This is a genomic window from Mesorhizobium sp. 113-3-9 (assembly GCF_016756515.1).
Taxonomy (GTDB): domain Bacteria; phylum Pseudomonadota; class Alphaproteobacteria; order Rhizobiales; family Rhizobiaceae; genus Mesorhizobium.
On the sequence record NZ_AP023246.1, the window covers coordinates 1,031,215 to 1,054,638 of the forward strand.

The 23,424-nt window shown below is 65.4% G+C and carries 24 protein-coding genes; 5 read left to right on the top strand and 19 right to left on the bottom strand.

The genetic code is table 11. The annotated features are described in order from the left end of the window. Positions 1-104: 104 nt before the first annotated feature. Positions 105-656: a phosphatase PAP2 family protein gene (locus tag MesoLj_RS04870; protein ID WP_202325265.1), complete on the top strand. Its 552-nt coding sequence runs from the start codon at positions 105-107 to the stop codon at positions 654-656. 88 nt (positions 657-744) lie between these two features. On the opposite strand, the gene MesoLj_RS04875 is transcribed toward MesoLj_RS04870, so the two are convergent. The 9 genes from MesoLj_RS04875 to MesoLj_RS04915 form a co-directional block, all read right to left on the bottom strand. Beyond that, positions 745-999, bottom strand: a complete 255-nt coding sequence (locus MesoLj_RS04875; RefSeq protein ID WP_202325266.1) for a DUF1344 domain-containing protein — start codon at positions 997-999, stop codon at positions 745-747. A gap of 130 nt (positions 1,000-1,129) precedes the next feature. Beyond that, the gene (locus MesoLj_RS04880; RefSeq protein ID WP_202325267.1) at positions 1,130-3,784 is read right to left on the bottom strand and encodes an ABC transporter permease; all 2,655 of its coding nucleotides are present in this window, start codon (positions 3,782-3,784) and stop codon (positions 1,130-1,132) included. Next, positions 3,781-4,464, bottom strand: coding sequence for an ABC transporter ATP-binding protein (locus MesoLj_RS04885; protein WP_244735293.1), 684 nt, complete (start codon positions 4,462-4,464; stop codon positions 3,781-3,783). Before MesoLj_RS04885 ends, MesoLj_RS04880 begins: the two co-directional genes overlap by 4 nt. Further along, the gene (locus MesoLj_RS04890) at positions 4,457-5,119 is read right to left on the bottom strand and encodes an ABC transporter ATP-binding protein (protein ID WP_202325269.1); all 663 of its coding nucleotides are present in this window, start codon (positions 5,117-5,119) and stop codon (positions 4,457-4,459) included. The genes MesoLj_RS04885 and MesoLj_RS04890 overlap by 8 nt, the downstream gene beginning before the upstream one ends. 1 nt (position 5,120) lies before the next feature. Then, positions 5,121-5,723 (bottom strand): hypothetical protein, encoded by a 603-nt coding sequence (locus tag MesoLj_RS04895; RefSeq protein WP_202325270.1) that lies wholly within the window; start codon positions 5,721-5,723, stop codon positions 5,121-5,123. Between the two features lie 127 nt (positions 5,724-5,850). Further along, positions 5,851-7,230: a HAMP domain-containing sensor histidine kinase gene (locus MesoLj_RS04900; protein ID WP_140776292.1), complete on the bottom strand. Its 1,380-nt coding sequence runs from the start codon at positions 7,228-7,230 to the stop codon at positions 5,851-5,853. Further along, a complete protein-coding gene (locus tag MesoLj_RS04905) occupies positions 7,227-7,910 on the bottom strand; it encodes a winged helix-turn-helix domain-containing protein (protein ID WP_140776290.1) in 684 nt (227 codons plus the stop codon). The genes MesoLj_RS04900 and MesoLj_RS04905 overlap by 4 nt, the downstream gene beginning before the upstream one ends. A gap of 105 nt (positions 7,911-8,015) precedes the next feature. After that, positions 8,016-8,810, bottom strand: coding sequence for a COG4705 family protein (locus tag MesoLj_RS04910; protein ID WP_140776288.1), 795 nt, complete (start codon positions 8,808-8,810; stop codon positions 8,016-8,018). 142 nt (positions 8,811-8,952) lie between these two features. Then, entirely contained in the window at positions 8,953-9,201 is a 249-nt protein-coding gene (locus tag MesoLj_RS04915) for a hypothetical protein (RefSeq protein ID WP_202325271.1), read from the bottom strand. A 265-nt stretch (positions 9,202-9,466) separates the two neighbouring features. Between MesoLj_RS04915 and MesoLj_RS04920 the strand changes: the two genes are divergently transcribed. Continuing rightward, positions 9,467-10,102, top strand: a complete 636-nt coding sequence (locus MesoLj_RS04920; protein ID WP_202325272.1) for a methyltransferase family protein — start codon at positions 9,467-9,469, stop codon at positions 10,100-10,102. Positions 10,103-10,125: 23 nt separating this feature from the next. Here the strand turns inward: MesoLj_RS04920 and MesoLj_RS04925 are convergent, their stop codons facing one another. The 9 genes from MesoLj_RS04925 to MesoLj_RS04965 form a co-directional block, all read right to left on the bottom strand. After that, a complete protein-coding gene (locus tag MesoLj_RS04925; protein WP_202325273.1) occupies positions 10,126-11,430 on the bottom strand; it encodes an NAD(P)/FAD-dependent oxidoreductase in 1,305 nt (434 codons plus the stop codon). 108 nt (positions 11,431-11,538) lie between these two features. Beyond that, on the bottom strand, positions 11,539-12,591 hold the full coding sequence (locus MesoLj_RS04930; RefSeq protein ID WP_202325274.1) for an ABC transporter substrate-binding protein: 1,053 nt from the start codon (positions 12,589-12,591) through the stop codon (positions 11,539-11,541). Next, the gene (locus tag MesoLj_RS04935) at positions 12,584-13,696 is read right to left on the bottom strand and encodes an ABC transporter ATP-binding protein (protein WP_202325275.1); all 1,113 of its coding nucleotides are present in this window, start codon (positions 13,694-13,696) and stop codon (positions 12,584-12,586) included. The genes MesoLj_RS04930 and MesoLj_RS04935 overlap by 8 nt, the downstream gene beginning before the upstream one ends. Then, positions 13,693-14,499 carry an ABC transporter permease gene (locus tag MesoLj_RS04940; RefSeq protein ID WP_244735294.1) on the bottom strand — a complete coding sequence of 269 codons (807 nt, stop codon included), beginning with the start codon at positions 14,497-14,499 and terminating at the stop codon, positions 13,693-13,695. The genes MesoLj_RS04935 and MesoLj_RS04940 overlap by 4 nt, the downstream gene beginning before the upstream one ends. Positions 14,500-14,504: 5 nt before the next feature. Then, positions 14,505-15,386, bottom strand: a complete 882-nt coding sequence (locus MesoLj_RS04945; protein ID WP_244735295.1) for an ABC transporter permease — start codon at positions 15,384-15,386, stop codon at positions 14,505-14,507. Beyond that, on the bottom strand, positions 15,383-16,558 hold the full coding sequence (locus tag MesoLj_RS04950; RefSeq protein ID WP_140776276.1) for an acyl-CoA dehydrogenase family protein: 1,176 nt from the start codon (positions 16,556-16,558) through the stop codon (positions 15,383-15,385). Before MesoLj_RS04950 ends, MesoLj_RS04945 begins: the two co-directional genes overlap by 4 nt. Positions 16,559-16,578: 20 nt before the next feature. After that, on the bottom strand, positions 16,579-18,711 hold the full coding sequence (locus tag MesoLj_RS04955; RefSeq protein WP_202325277.1) for an acetate--CoA ligase family protein: 2,133 nt from the start codon (positions 18,709-18,711) through the stop codon (positions 16,579-16,581). Positions 18,712-18,890: 179 nt separating this feature from the next. Next, complete coding sequence (locus tag MesoLj_RS04960; protein WP_202325278.1) at positions 18,891-19,814, bottom strand: LysR substrate-binding domain-containing protein; 924 nt, start codon at positions 19,812-19,814, stop codon at positions 18,891-18,893. Further along, positions 19,811-20,458, bottom strand: coding sequence for a TetR/AcrR family transcriptional regulator (locus tag MesoLj_RS04965; RefSeq protein WP_202325279.1), 648 nt, complete (start codon positions 20,456-20,458; stop codon positions 19,811-19,813). The genes MesoLj_RS04960 and MesoLj_RS04965 overlap by 4 nt, the downstream gene beginning before the upstream one ends. A gap of 254 nt (positions 20,459-20,712) precedes the next feature. On the opposite strand from MesoLj_RS04965, the gene MesoLj_RS04970 reads away from it, so the two are divergent. Further along, positions 20,713-21,012: an aminotransferase class III-fold pyridoxal phosphate-dependent enzyme gene (locus MesoLj_RS04970; protein WP_202325280.1), complete on the top strand. Its 300-nt coding sequence runs from the start codon at positions 20,713-20,715 to the stop codon at positions 21,010-21,012. Continuing rightward, positions 21,009-22,031 (top strand): peptidase C39 family protein, encoded by a 1,023-nt coding sequence (locus MesoLj_RS04975; RefSeq protein WP_244735296.1) that lies wholly within the window; start codon positions 21,009-21,011, stop codon positions 22,029-22,031. The genes MesoLj_RS04970 and MesoLj_RS04975 overlap by 4 nt, the downstream gene beginning before the upstream one ends. A 293-nt stretch (positions 22,032-22,324) precedes the next feature. On the opposite strand, the gene MesoLj_RS04980 is transcribed toward MesoLj_RS04975, so the two are convergent. After that, a complete protein-coding gene (locus MesoLj_RS04980) occupies positions 22,325-22,810 on the bottom strand; it encodes a hypothetical protein (RefSeq protein WP_140776266.1) in 486 nt (161 codons plus the stop codon). Between the two features lie 220 nt (positions 22,811-23,030). On the opposite strand from MesoLj_RS04980, the gene MesoLj_RS04985 reads away from it, so the two are divergent. Then, the gene (locus tag MesoLj_RS04985; protein ID WP_027047560.1) at positions 23,031-23,396 is read left to right on the top strand and encodes a RidA family protein; all 366 of its coding nucleotides are present in this window, start codon (positions 23,031-23,033) and stop codon (positions 23,394-23,396) included. Positions 23,397-23,424: the final 28 nt, after the last annotated feature.

Sequence of the window (23,424 nt, forward strand, 5' to 3'; positions counted from 1 at the left end):
GCCCGTTTCACGGAAACGGTTCATTTCTTTGCCTTGACGCGCGTCCGGACGGAAACCCGTCAGGCACTTTTCCGGGGACTTACTCCAACCGAGGCCGCCCACGCATGTATCAATTCGACGCCGCGATCACCACCTGGATAAACACATGGGCCGGACATGCTCCGACGATTGATTCCGTGATGATCGGGATCTCGACGGCAGGCGTGCCGCTGCTGGTATTGGCGGTCGTGGCGCAGTGGTGGGTGCCGCGCTCCGATCCGGCCATCTGTCATGTCCTGATAGCGGCCGGTCTTTCGTTCCTCATCGGACTTGGCATCAACCAGCTGATCCTGCTGTTCGTGCAACGGGCGCGCCCTTACGATGCGCATGTCACGCACCTCATCATCGACAGGACCGTCGATTTCTCGTTCCCGTCCGATCATGCGACGGCAAGTTTCGCCATCGCGGCCGCCTTCCTTGTCCATGGCCTGTCCCGGCGCGGATTCTGGTTTCTTGCGGCGGCACTGCTGATCGGGCTGTCGCGCGTCTATCTCGGAACCCACTACGCCAGCGACATTCTCGGCGGCGCCGCGACCGGCTTTCTGGCGGCGGTCCTGGTTCGCTTCGCGTACCGGGAAAACACCCGGCTCGATCGGCTGGTCACTGGAATACTTTGAAGAAGCCCGCCGACAGCCGTCGGGATCGCTGCCGGCGGGCCCCTCGGCTTTACGCATGTTCCCTGGAATTGCTCCAGGTGGCATTGTTTTATTTAGCCGGCTTGATGCTCGATGCCGCCAGCTTGCCAGCCTTGGTCGAGTAGGTCACGACCACCTTCTCGCCGACTTTCAGTGTCTCGGCTTCGATGCCCTCCGGCAAGGTGAAGGTCTTGCCGTCCGAAAGCGTGATCGAGTCGCCCTTCTTGTCGACGCTGGCGATGGTGCCTGTGGCTGCCTTGGCGAACGCACCGGTTGACGATACGGCGGCGAATATCATTGCGGCTGCGATAGATGATTTCTTCATGGTCTTTTTCCCGTTTTGCTTGGTTGTTAAGCCGCAGGTCCATCGGCCCTTGGAGCGGCTAAACGAGCCTAGGCCGTGGAGTTTTCGGCGGGCTGGCCGCGAGTTTACAAATAGGTAACCGACGTCCAGCTCACAGGTCGCGCAACTGTTCCGCAGCCTGGCCCGCCGATGGCCTGGCGGACCAAATGGCGGCAGCCACCGAAGCGGCGACGAGGCCGAGCATGGTCGCCAGGTAAAGCCAGGGGATCGACAAGGCCTCGGGCGGCGGATCGAAAACGCCGGTCAGCAGCTTGACCAGCATCCATGCCGTCAGCAGGCCCGAAAGCAGGCCAAACACCATGCCGCCGACAAGGATCAGCAAACCTTCGCTCCACAGGAAGGCCGCGAGCTGGCGCGGTTTGGCGCCGATCGCGGCGAGGATGGCGAAAGGCCGGCGACGCTCGAGGAATCCAAGGGCCAGCATCAGCCCGGCGGCGGCGGCGGCCATGACGACAGCGAAGCCCAGTTCGATTGTCGTCAAGCCGCTGAGGTCGACCGCGGTCAGGCTTGAGCCGATAAGATGCGCCGCCTGGCCGATCTCGGCCACCTTCAGCGACGGATCGGATGTGAGCATCGACGAAGCCTGCCGCGCCAGTGCCGCGGGATCCGCCTTGGCCCGCATCAGCACGTATTCGGACGCATCGGAGCCGGTCATGCGGGCGACATAGGCCGAATTGGCGACAAGGAAGGAATCCTTGGGCGCGGTCGGAAATTCGCGGGCGACGCCGATGAACTTGAAGGCCACGGGATGATACTGGTGATCCCTGGCGTCGATGAGCCGCAGATTGATGGTATCGCCTTGCTGGAGCTGGAAATCCTGCACGGTCTCTTCCGAGACCAGGACACCATCCGGCGTCGCGGCGAGCAGGGCAAGCGTGCCTGCCGCGCTGGCGCCGCTGAAATAGGCATCGGAAAGACTGGTTGCGTGTCCGATGCGGCTGGGGTCGATGCCATAGAGGTCCTGCAGGTCCGCGCCGACATAGGCGAAACGATGCTGCATGGGTTCCACCGCTGCCGCGCCGGGCAGCGAGGCGAGAGCAGCAAAGTGCGCTCCGGCGGGCTTGTCCGCCGTGCCGAAGACGGTGACGTCGGAACCGTTGGTGAGCTCGGCGTCGATGCGCGCCTGGGCATTGTAGGTGGTGTTGAAGATGGCGGTCGACGCGGCGAAGGAGATGGCCAGCGCGGTCATCGCAATGCCGATCGTCAGCCGCCCCGATTGCCGCGACAGGGCGGCCGATACGACGGGCGCCAGCGTTCCCGATGCCGGAGCAACCATCATTCGCAGGAGCGCGCCATTGCGGGCGATGACCGTGGCCGACAGCCGGATCGTCAGCAGCGCCATGCCGAGCCAGAACAGGGCCGGCGCGATGAACGCCTTGTAGTCCACCGCCGTTGCCGCCACGCCTTCGGGCGCGAGCACGACCTGATATCCGGTGCTCGCCGACTGCCAGAAGAACAATCCCGCCGCCGCGAGCAACAGGATATCCAGCCACAGGCGCTGCCAGAGCGGCGCCTGTAGCCGGCTCACGGTGCGCCGTGCCGCGCTAACGGTCGCCCAGCGCGCATCGCGCCAGGCCGGATAGAGAAAGGCGATGAACCCGACCAGCAGCCCGAAGAAGGCGACAAGAAGCAACGTCGGGCCGTCAACGCCAAGCGTCGCCTTGAAACCTGGTCCGGTTCCGGACAGGAGCGGTGCGGCGGCCATTCCGATGGCGGTTCCACCTATTGCCGCCATGGCGGCTTCGGCGGCGGACAGAAACAGGATGTCCCTGGTCGTTGCGCCGCGGACGCGAAGCAGCGCCTGTTCCGTGCGTCGGCGTGCGGCGCCGGACGCGGTGACCGCAAAGGTAAGCGCGACCGCCAGCGCGACGCCGGGCAGCCCGAGAAACAGAAACAGCACGGAGGCGTACAGCGCATCCTCGCGGACCGCTCCGAGGCGCGAGCCGAGATTGTCGGCAATGATGGCCTGGCCGGCGATCCTTGCCTCGAGATTGCGCCGGGCGTCGGTGACAAAAGTGTAGGCCGTGACCGGATCCGGCGGCAGCGCCTCACGGGCAAGCCGCACATGCAATTGCAGCCGGGCGGTGTCGGGGCGGGCCTTCTGCTGCGGATCGAACAATTGCCGCCAGGCTTCCCGCGGCAGGATGAGGACATTGTCGGGTGGGGCCTGCGGCGCTGCCTGGGGCGGCAGGCCGACAGCCTGGAACAGGGCGTCGGCGTCCGGGAGGTCGACCACACCGGCAATCCTCACCTCCGCCGGCGGCAGGCCCACCCGCTGGATCGAGACAGTGTCGCCAGGACCGACATGAAGGTTGGCGGCTGTCTGCTGGGCAATCAGCGCGCCGTCAAGGGTGCCGGAAAGCGAGCGGATTTCCGCCGGGAAATCGCCGGAATACCGGCTGTCGAAAGCAACCGCCTGACCGGGGCCCGTGGTCTGGGTCGTCTCGCCGGTCCGAGCCTCGAAGCCGGCGACGTCGGCATAGCGCACCTGATGCACGGCCTTGACCGGAGCGGCTTGCGCCAGCGCCTTGCCGATTAGGTCCGGATCGGCACCGGGGATTACTTGCACCTGCCAGTCGATCGAGACCGCCGACACGGCGCGTGCGGTCATCGATGCACCGGCGTCGGCGAGGAAGAGCGACATCGCCGCCAGCAAGGCGACCGACAGCGCGATGCCGAAGGCAGCGCCGGCCACACGCAGCAAGCGGCGGGCGAGCACACCGCGAATCCACAGCAGGACCATCATGCCGCGGCCGCCCCTGGCCGATGCCCGGCGGTGAGCCGGCCGTGATCCATCGTCCAGCGCGTTGCCATGCGGTTGGCCATGGCTTCGTCATGCGTGGCAACCACCAGGGCGATGTCGGTACCGTCCAGGCGATCGAGCACGGCGTCGAAGAAGCGCAGCGCCGTTCGGCTGTCCAACTGCCCGGTGGGCTCGTCGGCCAGCACAAGCTTTGGACCCATGGCAAGAGCGCGCGCCATGGCAATGCGCTGGGCTTGGCCACCGGACAGTTCCTCCGGCAGCTTGTCGCCGAGTTCGCCGACGCCAAACGATCGCAGAAGCGATACCGCGATGTCGTTGGCGCCGGTATTCTCGCCGGCCAGCAGCAAGGGCAGGCCGACGTTCTGGGCAGCGGTGAGGGCGGGAAACAGGCTGGGCGACTGGAATACGAAGCCGATATGGCGTGGCCTCAAGCTCTCGAACGCGCCAAGCCCGGGCCATTCGACAGTACCGGCCGTCGGCCGGTCGAGGCCGCCAAGAATATGCAGCAAGGTCGTCTTGCCGCTGCCCGAAGGTCCGACAAGCGCGATGCGCGCGCCTGAGGCGATCTCGCAGTCGACATCGCGCAACACGTCGATCCGGCCGGCGTTGCCATCCCGGAAGTCTCGCCCGAGGCCTTTTGCGACGACCAGTGTCTCAGCCACGGTCGATCCTCCCATCCTTCAGCCTGACGATGCGATCGGCTTTCTGTGCCAGGACCCTGCTGTGGGTCGCCAGCAGCGTCGCCAGTCCGGCGTCGCGCCGCGCCTCGAAATGAGCGATCAGCCGGGCTTCGGTCTCGCTATCGACCTCCGCCGTCGGTTCGTCGGCAATCAGGATCGGCGGATCGGCGGCCAGCGCGACAGCGAGGCCCGCGCGCGCCGTCTCGCCGCCGGACAGTTCGGTCGGAAAAGCGCGTGCGCGATGCGAGAGGCCGACACTTTCCAGCAGGCTGGCCGTTCGCCGGTCATCCGGCTTCCTGGCAAGCAGCATCTGCAATCGCAGGTTCTGTTCGACGGTCAAATGGCCGAACAGGTTTCCCGATTGCAGCAGGATGCCGAAGCTGGCGGCGCGAACGCGCGTGCGATGCGCCTCCGGACGCCGGGTCAGCCGGACGCCGGCCACCTCGACATAGCCGCCATCCGGTTCATCGAGGCCGGTCACGCAGGCCAGCAAGGTGGATTTACCGCTGCCGGAGGGTCCGACCAAGGCGACGATCTCGCCGGCGGCGACGTGGAAACTGACGCCTCGCAATGCGGCCGTCTCGTCGTCGCCGATGTGGAAAAAACGATAGATTTCATGCACGTCCAACGCGTGCATCTCATTTCCACCGGAACGAGCTGGACATTAGTTGCCACTGGTCGACATTGTCGGCGCCCTTGGGCGCATAGAGTTCGAGCGCCACAAGCTTGCCGTCCTTGAAATAGAGATAGCGCTCGTTCTCGAGGCGAACCTGCCGGTTGGTGACCGCGTTCGGTTCCGAGTTCGATGTGTAGACGATGCGGATCGCGGCGCCGGCCGGCAGCTTGACCTGCTTGACGGCGCTCACCCGCACGGCGCGTCCGGCGGCTTCGAGCTTGGCGACATAGTCCGCCTTGGCGCTGTCGAGGGTCGGCGCGGCGTTCGCTTTGGAAACAGAGACCACGACGCCGTCCAGCTTGTCGACGAAGCTGGCGCCGTCGGCACGATCCGATCGTGCCCAACCCTCCGGCACCTTCAGGGTGAAGCCTTCCGGCGAGGTATAGTCGATGAAGACCTGCGTATCGGGAATGTCGCCCGGAGGGTTCTTCTCCGGTTGGATGGGCTTCTCGGCGGCCGAGGCCGGCAAGCAACCAAGCGCCGGAACCAGACTTGTCGTGCCCAGGCACGCCGCGACCGTGAGCGCCGGCAGGACGCTGATGGCTTTCCGAAAATGGGGTTTCATTTTCCACGGCCTTTCGATGGAAGGTGAGGTCCATCCAGTATGAAGCTGCAAGCTTACGGACGGGTCGCCAGTCCCATACGCTTTTGTAAGCTATTGCCGCTTTCGCAGGCTTTGACTCGCTTCGGCCTTATGGCGCTTGCGACCTTACGACTGGGAAGCTCACCACCACGGCAAGGCCGGGCCGGCAATCGTCAAGGGCGATGGATGCCCCGTGCAGATCGGCGATGGCCCTGACAAGACTGAGGCCAAGGCCGCTGCCCGGGGTCGAGCGGCTGTGGTCCAATCGGTAGAGCCGCTGAAATACCCTTTCGCGCTCCTCCGCAGGAATGCCGGGTCCGTCGTCGGCGACGCTGGCGAGGACACGCTCACCCTGGCGTGCCACCGACAATTTGATGGTCGTGCCGGGCGGGCAATGGCGCAGCGCGTTCTCGACCAGATTGGCCAACATCTGCGTCAACAGTTCCCTGTCGCCATGGATACGGTCCCCGATTCCGTTCAGTTGCGAGAACGACAGCACCTTTCCGTCATCCTCGGCAACGTCGGCGTAGATCTCGGCCATGGTCTGCAGGATCTCGTCGAGGTCGACATCGGTAAAGCGGGCCTTGCGCGCGCCGGCTTCGATCTGGGCGATCCGCAACAGCGCATCGAAGGTCTCGTTGATCTGATAGCCCTCCGCGCGCGCATCGGCGAGATCGTCGGAGACGTCCTGATCCCGCGCGGCCTTGTCGGCGGCACCTTCCAGGATCATTTGCAGCCGGTTGAGCGGCGTCTTCAAATCGTGCGCGATGTTGGTGCTGACCTGTTTCATGCCGTCGACCAGGCCCGACAGCCGGTCGAGCGCCGCATTGACCTGGCCGGAAACCATGTCGATGTCGTCGCCATTGCCGGTCAGCGGGATGCGCGTGTCGAGCCGGCCATGCGAGACGTCGACCATGGTGGCGGCAATGCCGTCGAGACGGCGTTGGACGCGCGAGGCGAGCAGGGCGCCGCCGGCGATCGCCAGCCCGGTGATGATCAGGGTTGCCCAGCCGAAGCTCATCAGCATGATCGTCTCCAGTTCCTCCGTCTCGGACAGGCTGAAGGCGATGGTCAGGTTGTTGCCGCCGACCGAGCCGGAATAGGCGCGGTATTCGGTATCGGGAGGCAGGCCGGGCATTTCGGCCCCGAACATCGAAAAGCCGTCGGGAAGCTCCGCCGCGGTGAAGTTGCCGGCCAGACGGTTGCCGGCCGCGTCGGTCAGCGAAAAGAGCTGTTCCTTCCTCGGGCTGCGCGTGGAGTGGCTTTGGACGGTCTCCACCAGCTCCTTGAGGTCGTTGTCGGCATAGGTCGCGGCGACGACGGAGTAGGTTTCCTTGATGCTGTCATCGAGCTGCTCGGCAAGATCGGCGCTCATCATCTGGTAGACGATGGCGCCCGCCAGCACGAAGGCCAGCATGAACAAGAAGGCAAACGTCAAGGCGAGCCGGAACGGCGTGCTGCGCAGCAGGCGGGCCCAGGTTCCGGTCATGATGCAAGCGGTGCGTGCAGGCTGTAACCGGTGTTGCGGACGGTATGGATAAGCTGGGTTTCGAACGGCTTGTCGATCTTGGCGCGCAGCCGGCTGATATGGGTCTCCACGACACTGGTCTTGGGGTCGAAATGAAAGTCCCAGACGCGCTCCAGAAGCATGGTGCGGGTGATCACGCGGCCTTCGCCGCGCATCAGCACCTCCAGCAGGCTGAACTCGCGCGGCTGCAGGTCGATCGGCTGGCCCTGCCTGGCAACGCGGCGCATGATGAGGTCCATTTCGAGGTCGCCGACCCGCAGAACGGTCTTCTGCTCCAACGCCGCCGGGCGGCGGCCAAGGGCGTTTATACGGGCGAGAAGCTCCGAAAAGGCGAAGGGCTTGACCAGATAGTCGTCGCCGCCGGCTTCCAGCCCCTCGACGCGGTCGTCGACGCCGCCGACGGAGGTGAGAAAGATGGCCGGCGTGCGCACGCCGGCGGCTCGGACCGCCTTGATCATCGACAGGCCGTCGAGACCCGGGATCATGCGATCGGCTATGATCACGTCATAGGCGCCACTGGTCGCCGCGAAAAGCGCGTCATGGCCATCGCGCAGGAGGTCGCAGACATGGCCGGCCTCGGTCAGTCCCCTGACGATGTAGTCCGCGGTCCTGTGGTCGTCCTCGACAAGAAGAAGTCGCATTGGCTTATCCGGGTGATTGCCGATATCGGGGGCAGGCTATCACCGGGGCGGATCCTTTCCTAGGACGGTCAGGGAATGGCAAGCCACGCAGCGCATGCCGAAGCCTCAATCCGATTCCAGCAGGATCTCGTCGGCATCGTCGGCGGTTCTCTTCAATGTCATGTAGAGAACCAGGGCGATGATGCAGCCCAGGAAGATCACGCTGGTGAAGGTGGTGCCGAAGCCAAGGCCGCCATATTCGCCCGGTTGCGACAGCAAGTCGCCAAAGGAAGCGCCAAGCGGCCGCGTCAGGATATAGGCAAGCCAGAAGGCCAGGATAGCGTCCAGATGGAGGAGATAGTAGGCAAGTGCGATGAGTGCGATCACGCCGCCGAACAGCAGGCCCGTGGTCAGATAGCCCATGTCGAAGCTTTCCGCGACCAGGTCGCCGGCGGCTGTGCCGAGCGAGAAGGTGAAGAGGATCGCCAGCCAGTAGAAGATCTCGCGCCTGGTCGTGAAGATGGTGTGGATCGAGAGCGTCCGCTCGCTGGCGTACCAGACCGCGAACGTCGCCGCGAGCACCACGCTGAAGGCGATCGTGGTGGTCTGCAGGCGTACGCCGAAATTGTCGACGAGGTTGTCGGTGATCAGCGTGCCGACGACGCTGATTAGTACCACGGCCAGCCAGTAGGCCCAGGGCACATAGCGTTTCTGGGCGAACTGCAGGACAAGGGCAACGACCAGAACGCCGGTCATGATCAGCGATGTGGCGGTCAGTCCGAGTCCGAGGTTGACGGCCAGATAGTCGGCCGCCGTCTCGCCCATGGTCACCGCCATCAGCTTGATCAGCCAGAAATCGAAGGTGACATCCGGAACCCTGTTCTGGGCCGGCCCGGCGGGCTGCTTGTTGCTGGGGAGCATGGCTGAAGTCCTGATTTTGATGGTCGTGGCGGGATGAAAGCGCATCGCGAGGGATTCATGCGATCCGCCCCTATTGATGCATGTCTTCTCAATCGCCCGCACACCCTCGGATGATGCCCGAGGGTGCTTTGGACGGCATGGATTACTTGCCCATGACCTTCATGGCCTGGGCGAAGAAGTCGTCGGCGCGCTTGTCGTCATCCGCGTTGCAGCGTTCGATGCCCTTTGTCTCCAGTTCCGAGACCTTGTTCTTGTCCGCGTCATTGAGCTTGGCCGCCGCCTCCGCCGCGCGCAGCGCCTTCAGTGTTTCCTCGCAAGGCGCGGTGGCCGCGAAAACCGGACCGGATGCGGCGAGGAGGCCCAATGCGACCGCAAGTGCAAATTTTCTCATGAAACCATTCCCTGTCTGATGCCGGTGGTCCGGCTGCCGTAAACTGAAGCCGGCCCCAAAATGGCGGGCTGGCATTCGAACGATAGGGAAGCGACTTCACTCCAGCCTGTCCGGCGGCATACAAATTCGTAAGAATGAACCTGGGCCGCGCAAAAGGCCTTTACGAACCTCGCGCGCTGCGCTGATAGAAGCCACCGCCTTGTATCCGCCATCAATGGCGTGCCCCAGTGCCCGAACCTGCAATCCGTGCCCCAGGAAAACCCGAATGACCTATGCTTCCCTCAAGCCGGTTTCGAATGCGTTCGTCCAACGCAAACGGCTGATCTTCGTGCGGGTGGCGGCGGTGCTGGCGGTGCTGCTCCTGTTTCTCACCAAGCCGGCGCTCACCGAGGGCTCGGAAGGTCACGAAGCCCTCGAATTCTTCGGTTTCTGCCTGGTGCTGGTCTGCGTCGCCGGCCGGCTCTGGAGCATTCTCTATGTCGGCGGCAAGAAGAACGAGGAGCTGGTTTCAACCGGCCCGTTTTCCATGAGCCAGAACCCGCTCTATTTCTTTTCGACGGTCGGCGCGGTCGGCATCGGTCTGCTCTATGGCTCGCTGGTGGCGGCGGCAATCCTTGGCCTTGCCAGCTTTCTCATCTTCCGCGTCACGGCGCGCAAGGAAGCCGAATATCTCCTGGGCAAATTCGGCCCGGCCTATGCGGCCTATATCAAGGCGACGCCCAGGTTCTGGCCGAACCCGCTGCTCTACCGTGACAATGACGAGCTGCAGTTCTCGACGCGCGCGCTCAAGCGCACCTTCTATGACGGGCTCTATTTCCTAGCCATCTTCCCGGCCATCGAGCTGATAGAGTATTTCCGGGAAACGGGCATCCTATTCCCGGCCTTCGTCACGCTTTACTGACCATCCATTAGCCGGCTATTCGGTCATGCGGCGCTTCGGCTGTCGAGCAGCTTGTAATACTGGCTGAAGGCGAAGACACCGACCTTGCGCAAGGCATGCAGCGCGTAGCGGTCGGGGGCGGTGACCGGGAACGGCAGGTCGGCCGGAGCGGTGCCCAGGGCAAGATCGGCAAGCAGCCTGCCTGTCGTCGTGCAGGCGGCAACACCGCGTCCGTTGCAGCCAAGCGCGGTGAACAGGCCAGGCGCCAGCATGTGGATATGCGGCATCGTGTCCTTGGTGATCGCGACCTTGCCGCTCCAGACGAATTCAACCGGCGCGCCCGCCGCCTGCGGGAAGATGCGGGCAAGAGCGGCCCTCAGGGGGGCCGCATCGTCCATGGTCGGATTGTCGTCGACCGGCGAGCGGCCGCCCATCACCAGCCGGCCTTCATGGTCGAGGCGGAAATAGAGCAGGAGCCGCCTGGTGTCGGCGACGCCCTGGCCGCCCGGCAGGATGGTGCGGCGCAGCGCCGGCGACAGCGGCTGCGTGGCGATCTGGAAGCTGGTCACCGGGATGACGGTCTGGCGCAGACCCGGCCACAGGTTCCCGGTGTAGGCGTTGGTGGCCAGCACGACCTGCCGCGCGCGGATCGAGGCTTGCCCGAGATCGAGCCGCCAGTTGTAACCTTCGCGCCTGAGGCCAAGCGCCGGCGACCGCGCCAGCACGGTGGCGCCCTGCGAGATGGCGGCGGCGGCCAGGCCACGCGCGTAGCTCAGCGGCTGCAGCACGCCGCCGCGCGGATCGAACCAGCCGCCATGATAGGCCTCGGGCGCCGAGCCGGTGAGATCGGCCATTTGCTGGCGGTCGAGCAGGCGCGCCTCGACGCCCCTGGCGCGCCACTGCCGGAAGCGGGGCGTCACGATGTCCGAAAAAGGCTTGGGTCCGTGCGCGCCCTGGATCCAGCCGCTGCGCTCGGCGTGGCAGTCGATGCGGTACTTCTCGATGAGATCGAAGACCAGATCGCCGCCGGCACCAAAGGTCTCGGTGATGGCGCTGCCCAGCTTCCGGCCGAACTTGGCTTCGAGCGTGTCGGGATCGTGCTTCAGCCCGGCGATGATCTGCCCGCCATTGCGTCCGGAAGCGCCCCAGCCGGGTTCGCTGGCCTCCACCACGATCACCTTCCTGCCGGCCTGCGACAAATGAAGGGCGGCGCTCAAGCCCGTATACCCGCCGCCGACAATGGCGACGTCGGCCACGGCATCGCCTTTTGCCCCGGCATAGAGCGGGGCGGGGGTGGCCGTCGCCGCCCACAGGCTGGCCGGCAAAGCTTGGGGTGCGTCAACAGGCATGTCTTCTCCGGCGAGGTGGTGCGATGCGGCGCCTCAATCGCGGGCGCCGTCCTTGGGCCGATGCTCCGACGTGGCGGGGCTCGGATCAGCCACGCCGGTCGGTGCGGTTCACTGCAGCATCAGCTGGTTCCACTTTTCCTCATAGGCGACCGAATATTTGTCGGCTTCGCCCTCGTTGAGGATCAGCATGTCCTTGATGTTGTCGGGAGCCATGACGAGGATCTTCTTCGTGTCGGCATCGGCGCCCGATGTCGCGCTGCTCAGCACCGGGCCATAGGTCCTGAGCGCGAGCAGCTTCGCCTGCTGGGCTTCGGCGAGCGCGAAATCGATCGCCTCATGCGCCAGCTCGACATTGGGCGACCCCTTGGGAATGACCCACCAGTTCGCCCAGGCGATGCCGTCCTTGTAGGTGAAGCCGACGGGGGCGCCTTCTGCTTCCGCCGCCAGCACGCGGCCGCTCCAGGCCGAGGACAGCGCCAGCTCGCCCGAGGAGAGCAGTTGCGGCGGCTGCGCGCCGCTGCCCCACCAGACGGTGACATGCGGCTTCAGCTCCTTGATCTTGGCCATCGCCATGTCGGCCTTCTCGGTCGTGTAGGGGAACACTTCCGAGGGCTTGACGCCGGAGGCCAGCAGGGCGGCCTCGTAATTGTAATAGAAGAAGCGGTAGAGGCCGCGCGGGCCGGGAAAGCGCTTCACGTCCCAGAAGTCGGCCCAGGATTGCGGTCCGGCATCCGGGAATGCGGTCTTCGACCAGGCCATGATGGTGGCGCCGGTCGAGGTGGCGATGCCGTTGGGGGCGACCCAGCCTTTTTCGAGCGCCGCGGCATTGGGGATTTTCGACACGTCGACCGGCTCGAGGAACCCATCATGGGCGCCCTGCCAGACGGTGCGGCCACCGACGTCGACGAGATCCCATTCGACCGCCTTGGCCTCGACCATGGCCTTGATCTTGGCCGTCTCGGTCGGCGAGGTGTTGACCACTGGAATGCCCTTGAGCTGGCCGAACGGATCGATGAAAGCCGCCTTTTCGGCGTTCGACAGGGCGCCGCCCCAGGAGGTGAAAGTGAAAGGCCGGTCCGCCGCGCGCGCCAGTCGAGGAAGACCCGTCGCGCCGGCCAGCACGCCGCCCGCTGCCGTCAGAAGGAAAGTACGCCTATGCATCAGCTTTCTCCGTTTTGGTGGGTTTGGATGGGGAATGAGGAACCGCGCGGACATGGCCAGGCTTCCACGAGACATGGACCCTGGCGCCGGCCTGCAATGTCCGGTCGGTGATCTGCCGGGCGGCGAGCGTCTGGCCGCTCTCCAGCCGCAAGGTGAGCTGGGTCAATTCGCCGAGATAGATCACCTCGACGATCTCGGCGGCGACGCCTTCGCCATCACGGCCGAGCTCGACATGCTCCGGTCGGATCAGCAGCCGCGCCGGCTCACCCGGCGTCGTTCCCGGCGCCGCATCGACGGCGATCGTCCTGCGGAACGCCTCGACATCGACGGAGGCCTTGCCGCCCGATGACGAGAGCACGCGTACCGGCAGCAGGTTGGATTCGCCGATGAAGCCGGCGACGAAGGCGTTGACGGGACGGTCGTAAAGGTCGTCGACCGTGCCCAATTGCTGGATGCGGCCGCTGTCCATCACCGCGATGCGGTCGGAGAGCACCAGCGCCTCCTCCTGGTCGTGGGTGACATAGATCGTCGTGCGGCCGAGGCTCTGGTGCAGCCGGCGCAGTTCGAGCTGCACCGAGCGGCGTAACTGCTTGTCGAGCGCGCCGAGCGGCTCATCCATCAAAAGCACGTCGGGCTCGATGACCAGCGCGCGGGCCAGCGCCACGCGCTGCTGCTGGCCGCCCGAAAGTTGCTGGACGGGCCGGTCGGCAAAGCCGTCGAGCCGCATCAGCGCCAGGATGTCGGTGACCCGCTTGGTGATGTCGGGCTTGGGCAGCCGGCGCACACTCAGGCCATAGCCGACGTTCTCGCCCACACTCATATGCGGAAACAGCGCATAGTTCTGGAATACCATGCCGATGTTGCGGTGGCGGGCGGGCATGCGGGTGACGTCGCGCTGGCCGATGCGGATCTCGCCCGCCGTCGGCTCGATATAGCCGGCGGTGAGGTTGAGCAGCGTCGTCTTGCCCGAGCCGGAGGGGCCGAGCAGCGTCAGGAACTCCCCGGCTTTGACGTCGAGGTCGGTCGGCTCCAGCGCCCGAAAGCTGCCATAGGTTTTCGACACGCCGGCCAGGCGCAGCGACTGTCCCGATTGGATCGCGGTCATCGGCTCGGGCTCCCGGTTTTGCGGCTGCCAGTCTTGCGGCTGAATGTCTGCGCCAGCGCGAACAGGACGATGGCCAGCGCGATCATTACCGTCGCGGCGACAGCGATGACCGGCGTGAATTCCAGCCGGATCGATTCCCAGATCTTTACCGGCAGCGTTTTCGAGGCATAGCCGGCCATGAACACGGCGATGATCACTTCGTCGAAGGAGGTGATGAAGGAGAAGATGGCGCCGCCGACGATGCCCGGCGTGATGTTGGGCAAGGTGACGGTGCGGAAGATCCGCCATGGGCCGGCGCCAAGGCCGGCGGCGGCGCGCAGCCAGTTGTCGTCGACGGCGCGCAAGGCGATGCCGACATTGATGACGACGAAAGGCAGCGCCAGTATGGCATGGCCGAGGCTCATGCCCAGGATGGTGCCGCTCAGGCCGACATCGAGCGCGCTGCGGTAGAGCGCCACCGCCGTGACGATGACCGGCACGATCATCGGCGCCAGGAACAGGCCGGTGACGAGCGTGCGCAGGCGGCCGTCGATACGGCGCAGCCCGATTGCCGCCAGCGTGCCGAGCACCACCGCGATGATCGTGGCCAGCGTGGCGACCTCGACGCTGTTGATGAGCGAGGTGCGCCATTCCGGATCGGCGAGGAAGCGCTCGTACCAGACGCCGGACCATTCGCGCGGCGGCAGATAGATGAAGCTCGCCTTGTTGAAGGAGGCCGGCACCACGGCAAGGATCGGCAGCACGAGGAAGGCGAGCACCAGGCTGGCGCCGGCGTTGGCTGATACGCGGAGCAGGAGCGGCAAGCTGTTCATCGTGCGAACAGCCCTCTCTCGATCGGCAGCAGCCGGGCGGTCAGCGCCATCAGCACCAGCACGATGGCGAGCAGTGCCAGCGAGCCGGCTGCGGCGAGCGACCAGGCGAGGCGGTCGTTGACGAAGCTGGCGATCAGCATCGACAGCGTGATGGCGTTCGAGCCGCCAAGCAGGGCCGGCGTGATGAAGAAGCCGAGCGACAGCAGGAAGACGAAGGTCGCGCCGCCGGCAAGGCCGGGCAGGCAGAGCGGCAGATATATGCGCCGGAAGGTGTCGACGAGGCTGGCGCCGAGCCCATCGCTTGCCAGCAGCAGGCGGCGGTCGATGCGGACCATGGCGCCGTAGAGCGGCAGGATCATGTAGGGCAAGAGGATGTGGATCATGCCGACCAGCACGCCGACATTGTTGAACAGCAGCGCCAGCGGCGCGTCGGTGACGCCGGTCGCCATCAACAGCCGGTTGATCGGTCCGTTGCGCTCCAGAAGAAGCATCCAGGAGAAGGTGCGCACCAGCACCGAGATCCAGAAGGGAAACAGCACACCGTAGAGCGCGATGCCGAACCAGACGCCGTCGAGGCGCGACAGCACATAGGCGACCGGCCAGGCGAGCAGCACGCAAAGTGCCGTCACCATGATCGCGACGACAAAAGTGTTCCACATCACCTGACGGTAGACCGCGCTTTCGGCGAGCACGCCGAAAGTCGTGAACGGTCCGGCCGGGTCGGTGAAGGCCAGCGAGAACAGCCGCGCCAGCGGCACCACGAACAGCAACGCCAGCACGATCAGCGCCGGGCCGAGCAGGCACGCGGTCTCGACATGCCGGCGCGACGGCAAGGCGGCCCGTGCCCTCGGTTCCGGCAAGGTGCTTGTTGCCGTCACGCCCAGGCCACCTCGCTGAAGACGCCTATGCCGCGCTTGCGGATCTGGCCGGCGACGACCACGCGCTGGATTTCCGACGTGCCTTCCCAGATGCGGTCGACGCGGATGTCGCGATAGAGCCGTTCGACCGGGTTCTCGCGCATGTAGCCGCGCCCGCCCAGCACCTGCAGCGCCTTGTCGATGACGCGGCCGGCGGCTTCCGAGCAGTAGAGCTTCAGCGCGCTGGCATGGGCGTGCACGCGCTTGCGGTCGAGACCCTGGTCGATCTCCCAGGCGACGCGGTACAGCATCGACTTGGCGGCGAAGATCTCGACCGCCATGTCGGCCAGCATGAATTCCACGCCCTGGAAATCGCGGATAGGCCGGTCGAACTGGTGGCGGGAGGTGGCGTAGTCATTGGCGATCTCGGCGGCGCGGGTCGCGGCACCCACCGCATGCGAGGCGATCTGCAGGCGCGCCTCGACGAACCAGTCCTTGGTCAGCTCGAGCCCTTGGCCGATCTTGCCGAGCATCTTGTCCTCGCCGACCGTGGTGCCCTCGAAGCGCAATTCGGCATGGTCGAAGGCGAAATTGTGCATGAATTTCGGCGAGCGCAGATGCACCATGTTGTTCACCGGCTTGTCGACCAGGAACAAGGTCGGCTTGTCGGGATCGTCGTCGACATGGGCATGCACGATGACGAAATCGGATGCGTTGTAGGAGGTGACGAACCATTTCTCGCCGGTCAGGTGCCACTGGCCATTTTTCAAGACCGCGCTGGTCTTGACCCGGCGCGGATCGGAGCCGGCCTCCGGTTCGGTGATGGCGAAGGCGCCGCGGCGATGGCCGTGCGAGGACGGGATCAGATAGTCCTGCTTCTGCGCCTCGGTGCCGAATTTCAGGCTCACCGGCGGACGCCAGACACAGCTCCACAAGCCGTTGGTGACGCGGCCGAGCTGTTCCTCGATCGCCGTCTGCTCGACCATGGTGAGGCCGAGGCCGCCATTTTCCTTCGAGTGGTTGATGCCGGCCAGCCCCCAGTCGCGCACCTGCTGCCGGACAGCCTCCCGGCGCTCCATCGGCAGTTCGCCGTGGTCGTCGGTGATTGCTTCCAGCGGCAGCAGCACCTGGTCGCAGAAGTCGCGCCCCTTCTTCGACAGTTCTTTTTCGCGCGGGCTGAGATCGAAATTCATGGCAGTCCTCTAAAAGCAATTCATCGTGTCGGGTGCCCGGCGTTGCGGCCGAGCAGGAGCGCGTCGACGGCCATGCAGCCATGGCCGGAAACCAGGAGCGGGTTGACGTCCATCTCGTCGATGAGGTCGCCGAGATCGGCGGCGAGCATCGAGAAGCGGGCGAGGGCGGCATGGAGTGCTGTCCTGTCGGCGGCCGGCCGGCCGCGCCCGCCGTCGAGCAGCGGGCTTGTCTTCAGCCTGACGACCAGGGCTTGCGCCTGTTCGAGGCTGAGCGGCGGCAAGGCGACCGCGCGATCCCTGAGCACTTCGATCCAGATGCCGCCGGAGGCAATGACCAGATAGGGTCCGAACTGCTGGTCGCGGATCAGGCCGAATGCGATCTCGACGCCCTTAGGCGCCATTTCGGCAACCAGCACCTGCGGACCGAGCCGCGCCGCCATGTCGGCATAGGCGACCGCCAGCGCCGATTCATCGGCCAGGCTGAGGCGGACGCCGCCGACATCGGATTTGTGCTGGATGCCGGGGACGGCGGTCTTCAGGGCGATGGGAAAGCCGATCTTTCGCGCGGCGGCGACAACGTCATCCGGCGTGGCGGCGGCGATCGAGCGCGGCGTGACAATGCCATAGTCGGCCAGCAGCGCCAGCGCTTCGCTTTCGCCGAACGGCTTTTCCTGGCCAAGGCGCAGGCGCCAGCGCTCGCGGACGTCACGCGCCACGGCATCGGGATAGGTGTGGGTCGCGGCGCGCCGGTCGCGAAACGCCAGCAGATTGCGGATGGCCTGCAGGCCTTCATCGGTGCCGTCGATGACCGGCACGCCGGCCTCCGTGGTCGACAAGGCGAGTGCGCGGTGGTTCACCGTGGCGTAGTTGCTGACCACGGCAACCGGCTTGCCGGTCTTGGCGTGGGAACGGATCACGGCGCGGGTAAAGCCTTCGGCGACGTAGGAGCCGTCGCGTATGTCCTGGAACAGCACGCCGATGGCGGTGTCGGGGTCGGCGAGCATGGCGTCCATGCAGGCCTCGACATGCGTCTCGAAGTCGAGGCCCGAGCCCCAGACATCGAGCGGATTAGCCGGCTGCAGGCCGCTGTCGAGATGTAGCCGCAACCCCGCCTTCGTCCGCTCCGAGATGGCGGCGAACGGCACGCCGGCCTTGGCCGCGAGGTCGGCGACCATTTCGCGTTCACCGCCGGAATCGTGCAGACTGGCAAGGCCGCCGCTGCCGGCCGGCCGGCCGGCCGAAAACAGAGCGAGATTGGCGGCGAGCTGGTCCAGCGTGTCGACGCTGAAGGCGCCCCATTTGTCGAACAGCGCCTCGTAGGCGGCATTGTCGCCGGCAATCGCGCCGCTGTGGCTGGCGGCGAAGCCGGCGCTCAATTCCGTGCGCCCGACCTTCAGGACAACGACCGGAATGCCGAGCCGGTCGGCCTTTTCCAGGCAGCGGGCAAAATCGTCCGGCCGGCGCGCCGTTTCGAGAAACAGGCCGATGACCGAGGTGTCGGGCTGGTCGAGCGCCCAGTCGACATAGTCTGATGTCGTCGTCGTCAGCTCGCGGCCGCTGGAAACGCAGAGCTGGAATTTCAGCCGCTGGTCGTTGTAGGCGAGCGCGGAGAAGGCCGAGCCGGATTGCGTGACCAGCGCCACGCCGCCGGGCTTCATGGCGAGACGGGAGGCGAAGCCGGAGATGCGCAGGCCGATGCCGGGGTTGCAGAAGCCCATGCCGTTGCCGCCGCAAATGACGATGCCGGCCTCGCGGGCGATTTCGGTCAGCCGGCCGGCGAGCGGATCGTTGGCCGCACCGGTCAGGTCGCAGCTGGCGAAGATCGTGACCGCCCTGGCGCCATGGCGGGCGGCCGCCAGCAGACTGTCCTCGAGATAGTCATTGGCGACGCCGAGCACGACATGGTCGACCGTCTCCGGCAGGCTCGCCAGATCGGGAAGACACGGCACGCCTTCCACGACGTCGTATTTCGGGTTGATGGCGTAGAGTCGGCCCTTGTAGCCGTCCATCGCCGCGGCGCGCACCATGGTGTTGCCCGGCGTGTTGGGGCGCACGGACGCGCCGACGAAGGCGATCGACGCCGGCCGCAACAGCGGGTCGAGACGATGTCCTGCGTTCGTCATGCCACCGAGGGCGGCAGGAATCCCAGCCAAATCTCTTCCTCCCACGGCTCGTTCCCAAAGCCATCTCGTCCCGGCGCTCTGATTTTGATTTTGCGAGCTGTCGGACCGATGGCGACTATAGAACCGGGAAACGATCGCGCACGCTCCGAATAGTCACGAGGCGATGACCTGCAGTCATGGGGGTAAAGCCAAATGTGGCCGTCGACGGCTCAGCCGGCGAGGATTTCCCGTTTCAGCACGGCCATTTCATTGAGCAGCCAGTCGCGCACCAGCACGGCCGGCTTGCGCAGCGGGCGTCGTGCCGTTGCCACCAGGTAATAGTGGTCGCCGGTACGCAACTCATGTTTGCCGCCCTTGACCAGGCCTTTCTGCAGCAGTTCGTGGGCCACGACGTGCCACCAGCCGAGCGCCATGCCACGGCCCTTGATCGCCGACTGGACGACCAGCGTGTAGTCGGAGAAGGTCAGGCTGCGGCTGCCCACCGGCTGTGGATAGTCGAACTGCGCGAGATAGTGCTGCCAGGGGATGCGCAACGCGCCGGAGAGATGGGCAAGCGTGTGCCGGCTGAGATCGCTGCAATCGTCGAGACTGCCGTGCTCGGCCAGATAGGACGGGCTGCAGACCGGCAGCACGACCTCTTCCATCAGCGCCCAGCTCTGCTGCTCGGCATTGGGTGGCTGGTTGTAGCGGATGGCGAGATCGACATCCTCGATCGGGCCGGTCGGCTCGCCGCGCACCAGCTGGAAACGCAGGTCGATGCCGGGAAAGCTGGCCTGGAAGCGATCGAAGCGCGGCATGAACCAGTGCATGGCGAAGGCGGACGACAGCGACAGCGTCACCGTGCCGGCCTCGCCCTGGCGTGCCCTGATATCGTCGAGCGCAATCTCGATCTGCTGGAAGCCGCTGCCTACGGCGCCATAGAGCAGGCGGCCGTCGTCGGTCAGGTCGATGCCGGTCGGCGCGCGCACGAACAGCTTGACGTCGAGATGGCTTTCCAGCCGCGCGATCATGCGGCTGATCGCCGACTGGGTGACGTTGAACTCACGCGCCGCGCTGGTGAAGTTGAGATGGCGCGCGGCTGCCTCGAACATGAAGATCGCGTTTGGCGAGGGCAGCAGCTTGCGCAGGGTCATGGCCGTTGGCTCGTTTCGGTACCGAAACTTTTCGGGAAGAAGGCGCGGAGATAAGTCCGGCAGATGGCGCGGGCACGCGCCCAGTCTGCCTCGCCATGGCCGTCACCGATCTGGCTTTCGATCCACAGCCCGTCGAAAATGGCGCTCAGCCCGCCAGCGACCAGCCGATAGTCCGCGGCCGGCGGCTCCTTTTGGGCGAGGGCCGATATCAGCGGTTCGAGCCGCGCCAGATAGGCCCTGTTGAGTTCGCTGAATCGCGCCCGGTAGTCGGCGTTGCGCGAGGTTTCGGCCCAGAACGCCGTCCACACAGCGATATGCCTGTCATCGGTGACATCGGAACCGAGGTCGAGATCGATCAGCGCCTCGAGCTTGGCCGTGGCATCGTCATGGGGGTCGCTGCGCGCATGCCAGGCCGCGCGGTATTCCTCGACCAGGGCGTCGAGCGCGGCCAGCAGCAGGCGGTCCTTGGTCTCGAAGTGGAACGAGACCAGGCCGTAGCCGCAGCCGGCCTGCCGCGCGACATCGGCCAGCGTCACGCCCGGCAGGCCTTTTCGCGCGATAACGGTGATGGCCGCCTGGGTGAGGCTCTGTCGCCGGCGCGCGACCTTTTCGGCATCGCGGCTTTTCTTGTCGGGCTTGCTCAATGGCGCCGTTCTCCCTGGAGTGGTTTCGTATCCGGTTTTCGGCCGGCCAAGCAATGCTTCGTGGATGGCCGTGCGTGCAGGCGATCACTGGAGGTGTCGGGTCGTCCATCGCCCCTTTCCGAGCGTTGGCGCTGCCCTTCATGCGATGGTCCAACGGCACAATCATCATTGACTGATCAATCAGTCTACGAGATTATCGGCCGGCTGCAACCGGAAACGCAGGAACGGTTGCCAGGACAACAGGAAGCCGTGCCATGCCGCCGCAGGACCTCGCCAACGACCAACGCGCAGCGCTCGACGCGCGCCACCTGATCCATCCCTGGACCGATTTCCGCGAGCAGCCGGTGCTGATCCTGGAGGAGGGCAATGGCGCCCATGTCCCCGACAGCAACGGCCACCGGATGATCGACGGCATCGGCGGCATGTGGTGCGTCAACATCGGCTATGGCCGCAAGGAGATGGCGCAGGCGATCGCCGCCGAGGCGGAGAAGCTCTGCTACCATTCGCCGTTCGGCTTCCTTTCCAACACGCCGTCGATCGAGCTGGCGGCGTGACAGTCTTCACTGCCAAGGACGCGTCCGTCTGGGCGGACCTGATGGCGGCGGTGCCGGCGGAGATCGGCGATCGTCTGGCCGGCCTGCGGGAGATTGCCGGCGTCACCGGCGTGGCGCGATACAGCGAAGGCCGCCCGGAGGCGATCATGGTCGGCCAGCGGCGGCCGTCGGCGGCGATGATGCGCATTGCCCTGTCTTGGTCCGCCGCCAGCTTCATCGCGGGTGACGGCCCGTGCCTGCTGGAGACGCTGGAGACGGAGGCGCTTGTGCAAGACGTGCTCTGCATGCGCGCCGACGAGGACATGGCGCTGCGCATCGGCGGCCAATGGGAGCGCCGGCACGGTTTTCTGCAACGCCGGATCGGCATTGAACCATCCCGTTTGCAGGGGCGGATACCGCCGTCCTGGCCGCAGACGGCGGGCTTCACCTGCGGACCGTCGGCGCTCGCCATGGCCATGGCTGGCCTCGACCCGGCCTTGCTGCCGGATCGGGCGCTGGAGGTCGAGCTGTGGCGCGAGGCCACAACCATCATCGGTCCAAGCGGCCCGGGTGGCTGCGACCCCTACGGCCTGGCGCTGGCGGCGCACCGGCGCGGGTTGCGGGTCGAGGTGTTCATGAGCAGCGCCGAGCCGATCTTCCTCGACCGTGCCGCCTCGGAGGAGAGGCGCGGGCTGATGCGTTTCGTGCAAGCCGGTTTCAAACGCGACGCCGAAGCCGCGTCATTGCCGATCGAGACGCGCGCCTTTGCCATCGAAGAAATCGGTCAGGCGCTCGATCGCGGCTTGTTGGCGCTGGTGCTGATCGATCAGGCGCCGATGATGGGCTACACCTGCCCGCACTGGGTGCTCGTCCATGGCCATGGCGATGGCATCTACTTCCTCAACGATCCCTGGATCGAGCCTGACCGGTTCGAACAGAAGATGGACGTTGTCGACCTTCCGGTCATTGCGGCGGAGCTCGACCGGATGGCCTGGTACGGTAATCCGGCCTACCGCGCCGCTGTGCTGGTCGGGCGATAGCGTTCGGTGGAATTAGACGCCTATCACTTCGTCATCCACGGGCGGAGCAAGGAGCGTAGCGACGCGGCGCAGACCCGAGGATCCATGCCGCGACTTCAGAGCGCCTCTGCGGTCCAGAATTATGCTCCGCTGCACTCTTTGATTAATGTCACGGAATGGATCCCAGGGTCTCCGCGACGGAGCTACGCTCCCGCTCCGCCCGGGGATGACGAAGAGGGGAGCGCCTTGGCAAATCTCGAACGTCTACGATAAGCCGACGAACGAACGACGAAATCCCGCTAACCCATCTCTGCTCAACTTCCCAGCGGATAAGGCATGTAACCGACGAAGCCGGTGATCTTCCAGGTTCCGCCGACCTTCCGGCAGAAGTACAGCGTCTGCCATTTCAGCCGGTCGACGGTGCCATCCGCCTTGGCAACGGAGCCATCGAATTTCTTGTGCAGCACGGCGCGGTCGCCGTCGACATCGATGTCGCGCAGATTGGTGACACGAAACAGCGCCTCGCGCAGCGGCTCGGCGAATTTGGTCGCGGCCGTCTCCCCGGCCTGGCGCAGCCACTCGTCGCGATAGATTTCCAGCCTCGGGAACTGCAGCCGCCAGGCATCGGCGTTGGGAAGGAAATGGGCATGCATGCCGAAGAAGCTTTCGGCGATGAAGTCATTCTCGACCATGGACCAGTCCTGGCCGATGAAGGCGTCGATGTCGCGCCGCACCAGCATTTCCCACAGCGCGTGGCGGTCGGCGTCGCCTGGTGGGAACGGGTTCTTGTCGAAAGTCATTCTCGGTTTCTCCGGTCTGGCATAGGCACCTGTCCGTCGCGGCCTCGAGGCCGTCCGGCAAGCGCGCACGATGCAAGCGCTCTTGTAATAAAGCAACACGGATTTCGAAGAATGTTGCTTTCCAACAAGGGCCCTATCGGGACCGGCCCGATCGCGGTAAATCTGCGCCGAAGCGGGCGCCGCCCGGTGTCCTGCCCGTGTGATCAGAGGAGGTCGTCCCTTGCCCAAGCAGACTTTTGGAACATCCCATGTGCCGCTGTCGCCCGCCGTGCGGGCCGGCGACTTCGTTTATGTCTCAGGCCAGGTCCCGGTCGGCAGCGACGGCATCGTGGTCAAGGGCGGTATTACCGAGCAGACCGAGCAGGTACTTGCCAATGTGAAGGCAGCGCTGGCATTGGCAGGCTGCACCCTGGACGATGTGGTGAAGACCACCGTGTGGCTGGAAGACGCGCGCGATTTCGGCGCCTTCAACGCGGTCTATGCCAGGCACTTTCCCAAGAACCCGCCGGCACGCACCACGGTGGAATCGCGGCTGATGATCGACATCAAGATCGAAGTCGAGGCGGTCGCCTACCGGCCGGTCTGATAAAAGAAGCTACGAAGCGGAGGGTCTC